Source organism: Sphingobium sp. (assembly GCF_035511395.1).
GTDB lineage: Bacteria > Pseudomonadota > Alphaproteobacteria > Sphingomonadales > Sphingomonadaceae > Sphingobium.
The window spans coordinates 1-4,738 of record NZ_DATKFP010000272.1; the positions used below are offsets into that span (position 1 = coordinate 1).

Below are 4,738 nucleotides of genomic sequence, written 5' to 3' on the forward strand. Positions count from 1 at the left end.
CCATTTGCGTCCACGGTGCTTGCAGCGGGCAAGGATCTTGGGGCCTGTGATGTCGTGTTGGTGCATGGAATTTATGCCGATGAATCCTTTAGGGCTGACTTCATCGGATATCTCCACGCAAGCGGCATCACCGCCACATCCGTCCAGAACCCGCTTCCCACCCTCGATGCGTTCGGCGCGTACTTGCACGGATGACCGGCCCGTGGTGCTGGCGGGGCATTTCTTTGCAGGGACAGTCATCTCGCAGGTCTGCGAGGATCCCAACGTGACGGCGCTGATCTATGTGACCGCGCATATGCGCGCGATCATGGCGCTCGCGGCCCAGCACCATTGAACAACATCCATGCCATTAAAGGATATTCCCCACTGATGCGTTTCTACCTTGCTCCATTGTTTGTCGTTGCTCTTTCGGGTGCCGCGACGCCCGAAACCCGCCTCCAGGTGACCTTGCCTCCCGGGTTCCAGGGCGATGCAGGCGGCCGGCTACTGGTATTTGCCCAGCCGGTGGCGCCTGGGAAGGACAGCCCGGACAGTATCGACATAGGCGGGCCGGGCAGCGAGGGCGTGTCGGTGGCGGCACGTGACGTGGCAAGCTTCGGTACCCGGCGTGCCGTCGCGATCGACACGCAGCAACTTGCATTCCCGAAGCCCTTTTCCGAACTGGCCGCAGGAGAATATCGCGTCCAGGTCGTGCTCGATCGCAATGGAAACTATAATTATGCCGGTCGCGGGCCGGGCGACCTGATCTCCCACGTCGCGAGGATCCGCTTCCCGCTGTCCTCTCCCGTCTCGATCGACCTGGAGGATATCGTGCCGCCCGAAGCCGGGCAGTTCGACACAACCGGTTTCCCGCCGCGTGCCGCCGAGCAGGTTGCTGCCTCTCGCCCGCACCTGCATGACGAGCAGATTGCCTCGCCTGCCCTTGCGAAATTCCTTGGGACACAGAAAAAGATTGGTGCCTGGGTTCTGACCCCGCCAGACTATGATCCAGCGGCGCGCAAGACATATCCCACTGTGTATATGACGGGCGCATTCGGCTCGACCCACAAGGCCGATGGCCAGTATCTCTCGAGAATCTGGCATATGATGGAAACCGGCGACATCCCGCCGATGATCTGGGTGTCGCCAGATTTTTCCTCTCCGACAGGCACGACGGAATTCGCCGACAGCGTCAATAACGGCCCCTGGGGACAGGCATTGGTCGAGGATGTCATTCCCATGCTGGAATCTCGTTATCGGATGGACGCAAAGCCCTCGGGTCGCTTCCTCACGGGGCATAGTTCGGGCGGCTGGTTCGCCCTATGGACAATGGTGCGCTATCCCAAGCTCTTCGGCGGAAGCTGGCCCACATCGCCCGATCCGGTCGATTTCCATGCCTTTCTCGGCGTGAATATCTATGCTCCGGGGGCCAATCTCTATCATGATGCTAGCGGCAGCCCCCGCCCGATGGAGCGGGACCATGACAAGATATTGGGAACGATCGAGCATGCTGTCAGGCTCGAGGAGGTGCTCGGCCATGCCGGCGGGCAGATCGGCTCGTTCGATTGGGTTTTCTCGCCCCGCGGCGAAAACGGCAAGCCCATTCCGCTGTTCGACCGCGAAAGCGGCACCGTCGATCCTGACGTTGCGGCCTATTGGCGTGAGAATTTCGATATCGGGCATCGGATCGAAAATGGTTGGCCGACGCTCAAACATGATCTCGACGGCAAGATCCACCTGACGGTCGGCGACGTCGATTCCTACTATCTCGATGGCCCGGTACGTCGCCTCCAAGCCATATTCGAGAAAGTCGGCGGGAAGGCCGACTTCACGTTCGTTCCCGATGCGAACCACGGCGTGAACCAGGTCTATGCCCGGGGTGATGATCGCAATGCGCTGTGGAAGGAGATGGCCAAGGCGATGTATGCGGTCGCCCGTCCTTCCAAGCACTAAGAGTTGGGCGATGGCCTGCGTCGTACTCGGCGCAAGTCATCGCCCATAAGATTACGGGGCAAGGCTGGTCCTCGCTCGATCCGTGCCATCCAACCCGAGCGTTTCTCGATAGCCGTGCGCGCGGCTGGACCGATAGATGGAGGAAATCCCACAAGCCTCTGCATGGGATGCACCCCGCGCTGGGTGTTGGCTTGGTCATGACGTTCTCCATTTGCCCGCGATGCCCGTCGACATCGGGGCATTCCAGGCCTCACGGCATCACCAGTCTGACGGTCTGGGTCTCGATCACCGCATGGGCTGCATCGGCAAGCTCGATTTTCATCTGATGAACGCCCGAGGGGAGTGGCCCGAAATAGATGGGATCGCTCGAGGCATGAATCCATGACCATCTGTTGTCGTCCACCTTGACGTGGAGATGGCCGATAGTGGGCTTGAGCTGGGAAACCTCCTTGCCTTGTACCTCCGGGTACATGGGCAATATGCTCATATTCTCAACGCGCAAGGAAAGGTAGACATAACCTCCCTTCAATGTCTCGGCGTCGGGTGATGAAAGGACCAGTCTGGGGGCAAGGTCGTGGCCCGCCGACGCGTCGGTCTGGCTGTTGGGCATCGGCCCCTTCGTGGCATGATCGGTGGCATGGGCAGGAGATAAGCCCAGCATGACGGCGATGAGCAGAAAAGCGGGAAAAGAATGTTTCATGTCGTCCTTCGACAGGGCTGCCTCACGCTAATGGTCAGGAAATGCGATCTACCAACTAGTAGGACGATTGCAAGGTTGTCGTCATGACTTCTGTCTGGAGTGTGGGTGTTTATTTCCAATCGGGAAAAGCCAACCTTCGTCGATTTCGATGAGAATGCGCTCGCCACAACCTTCTATACCAGCGGGACGACAGGCCTGCCCAAACAGGTCTGCTTCAGCCATCGTCAGCTCGTGCTGCACACGCTCGCGCTCGGCGCAGCGCTGGGCGGCCGCAAGGGTCTGGGCCTGCGGGCGGGTGATGTATACATGCCGCTCACGCCCATGTTCCACGTCCATGCCTGGGGCATGCCTTATCTCGCGACCATGCTGGGGCTGCGGCAGATCTATCCCGGGCGCTATGAGGTGGACGCGATCCTGCGCTGGCGCGAGGCTGAAGGCGTGACTTTCTCCCATGGCGTGCCGACCGTACTCCAGATGGTGCTCGGCGGGGCCGAACGGCTGGGCATCCGCCTCGACGGGTGGCAAATGCTGCTGGGCGGCAGTGCCTTGACGCGCGATCTTGCCGATGCGGCCCGTGCGACCGGCATGACCATTGCGGCCGGCTATGGCATGTCCGAGACCGGGCCGGTCATAAGCATCGGTGAGGAAAGCGCTGATCCCTATTCGACGATCCGCAGCGGCAAGCCCATTCCGCTGGTATCCGCAGCGATCGTCGACGAGGAGATGAAGGCCCTGCCGTGCGACGATGCCGCTTCGGGCGAACTGGTCGTGCGAGCGCCTTGGCTCACCCCATGCTATCCTGGTGACGAACCGGCTTCGCGCGACCTCTGGCGCGGTGGCTGGCTGCATACCCAGGATATCGCTTCGATCGACGAGGCCGGCTCGATCCAGATCCGCGATCGCTTGAAGGACGTCATCAAGAGCGGTGGCGAATGGATATCCTCGCTGATGCTCGAGGAGCTCATCATCCGGCATCCCGATGTCGCCGAGGTCGCGGTCGTGGGAGTATCCGATGCCAAATGGCAGGAACGTCCCGTCGCCATCGTCGTGGCAACCAGAGACGGGGTTCCCACGCATGAGGCAATCAATGCGCTGCTGGCCCGCTTCGTGGAAGAAGGGGCTATCAGTCGCTTTGCGCTCCTCGACGATGTGATGCTCGTCGATGCGTTGCCAAGGACCGGGGTTGGCAAGATCGACAAAAAGCTCCTGCGCCAAGCGCTCGAGGCAAAATCCAAACCCTGCTCACGCAATGCGTGACGGTCACCATCATCGTTGAACGGAGTGATCATGCCGATTTCTCAGATGGATTCACGCAGCGCCCTCGTCGTGGTGGATCTCCAGAAGGGCCTGGCCCATTATCCCACGATCCATCCGATCGAGGATGTGGCGCACCAGGCGGGCCTGCTTGCCAAGGCGTTCCGCGATCGCGGACTGCCGGTCTATCTTGTTGCGGTCGCGGGCGTCGCGCCCGGCCGCGTCGAGCAGGGCTTCGCGCTCGAGGAACTGCCGCACGACTTCCTCGAACTGCTGCCCGAGCTAGGCCGCCAGTCCGACGACCATGTGATCACCAAGCATGGCTGGGGGGCCTTTACTGGCACTGGCCTGGACACGCTGCTGCGCGCAGCAGGTGTCACCCAGGTCGTCCTTGCCGGTATCCTGACGAGCGTCGGGATCGAATCGACCGCCCGGCAGGCGCATGAGCTGGGTTTCAATGTGACAATCGCGCTCGATGCGATCACGGATATTGTCCCGCTCGCGCACGCGAACAGCCTCGAGAATATCTTTCCCCGGCTTGGGGAAACCGGGACCAGCCGGGACATCATCGAGCGGCTTGGATGATCAAGAGCAGTCGGAAGCGGCTCCAACTGCCAGATCCTGTCCCCTTATCCTGAATGTAGGAGCAACATGGGACTGACGTCTATCTCCTGTCGGCGGCGCGCACTGCCATTGGCACTTTCGGAGTCGCGCTCAGGCGCTCCAGGTAATACTCGACGCTGGTGATGGCATCGGCCAGGGTATCCAGGCTCTGCCAGTCCGGCACCGCCTTGCGCGCCAGCAGCTGTTCCTGGATATAGCGGTTGCAGGTTTCCAGCAGGGTCGCGGCGC

At 61.1% G+C, this 4,738-nt stretch carries 6 protein-coding genes and 1 pseudogene; 5 read left to right on the top strand and 2 right to left on the bottom strand.

Annotated elements, in window-relative coordinates:
- From VMR39_RS18935 to VMR39_RS18945, 3 genes and pseudogenes are all read left to right on the top strand, one after another.
- Positions 1–195, top strand: a pseudogene (locus VMR39_RS18935) (hypothetical protein); the annotation flags it as partial.
- Positions 196–202: 7 nt separating this feature from the next.
- Positions 203–334: a hypothetical protein gene (locus VMR39_RS18940; protein WP_325417951.1), complete on the top strand. Its 132-nt coding sequence runs from the start codon at positions 203–205 to the stop codon at positions 332–334.
- Between the two features lie 35 nt (positions 335–369).
- Positions 370–1,932, top strand: a complete 1,563-nt coding sequence (locus VMR39_RS18945) for an alpha/beta hydrolase (RefSeq protein WP_325417953.1) — start codon at positions 370–372, stop codon at positions 1,930–1,932.
- 250 nt (positions 1,933–2,182) lie between these two features.
- Here VMR39_RS18945 and VMR39_RS18950 read toward each other — a convergent pair whose 3' ends face one another.
- The gene (locus tag VMR39_RS18950; RefSeq protein ID WP_325417955.1) at positions 2,183–2,632 is read right to left on the bottom strand and encodes a DUF6130 family protein; all 450 of its coding nucleotides are present in this window, start codon (positions 2,630–2,632) and stop codon (positions 2,183–2,185) included.
- Positions 2,633–2,737: 105 nt separating this feature from the next.
- Here VMR39_RS18950 and VMR39_RS18955 point away from each other — a divergent pair, with 105 nt between their 5' ends.
- Both VMR39_RS18955 and VMR39_RS18960 read left to right on the top strand, forming a co-directional pair.
- Positions 2,738–3,889, top strand: a complete 1,152-nt coding sequence (locus VMR39_RS18955) for an AMP-binding protein (protein WP_325417957.1) — start codon at positions 2,738–2,740, stop codon at positions 3,887–3,889.
- Between the two features lie 30 nt (positions 3,890–3,919).
- Positions 3,920–4,471, top strand: coding sequence for a cysteine hydrolase family protein (locus VMR39_RS18960; protein ID WP_325417959.1), 552 nt, complete (start codon positions 3,920–3,922; stop codon positions 4,469–4,471).
- Positions 4,472–4,550: 79 nt separating this feature from the next.
- Here the strand turns inward: VMR39_RS18960 and VMR39_RS18965 are convergent.
- On the bottom strand, positions 4,551–4,738 hold a 188-nt coding region (locus VMR39_RS18965; protein ID WP_325417961.1), incomplete at its 5' end, for a hypothetical protein.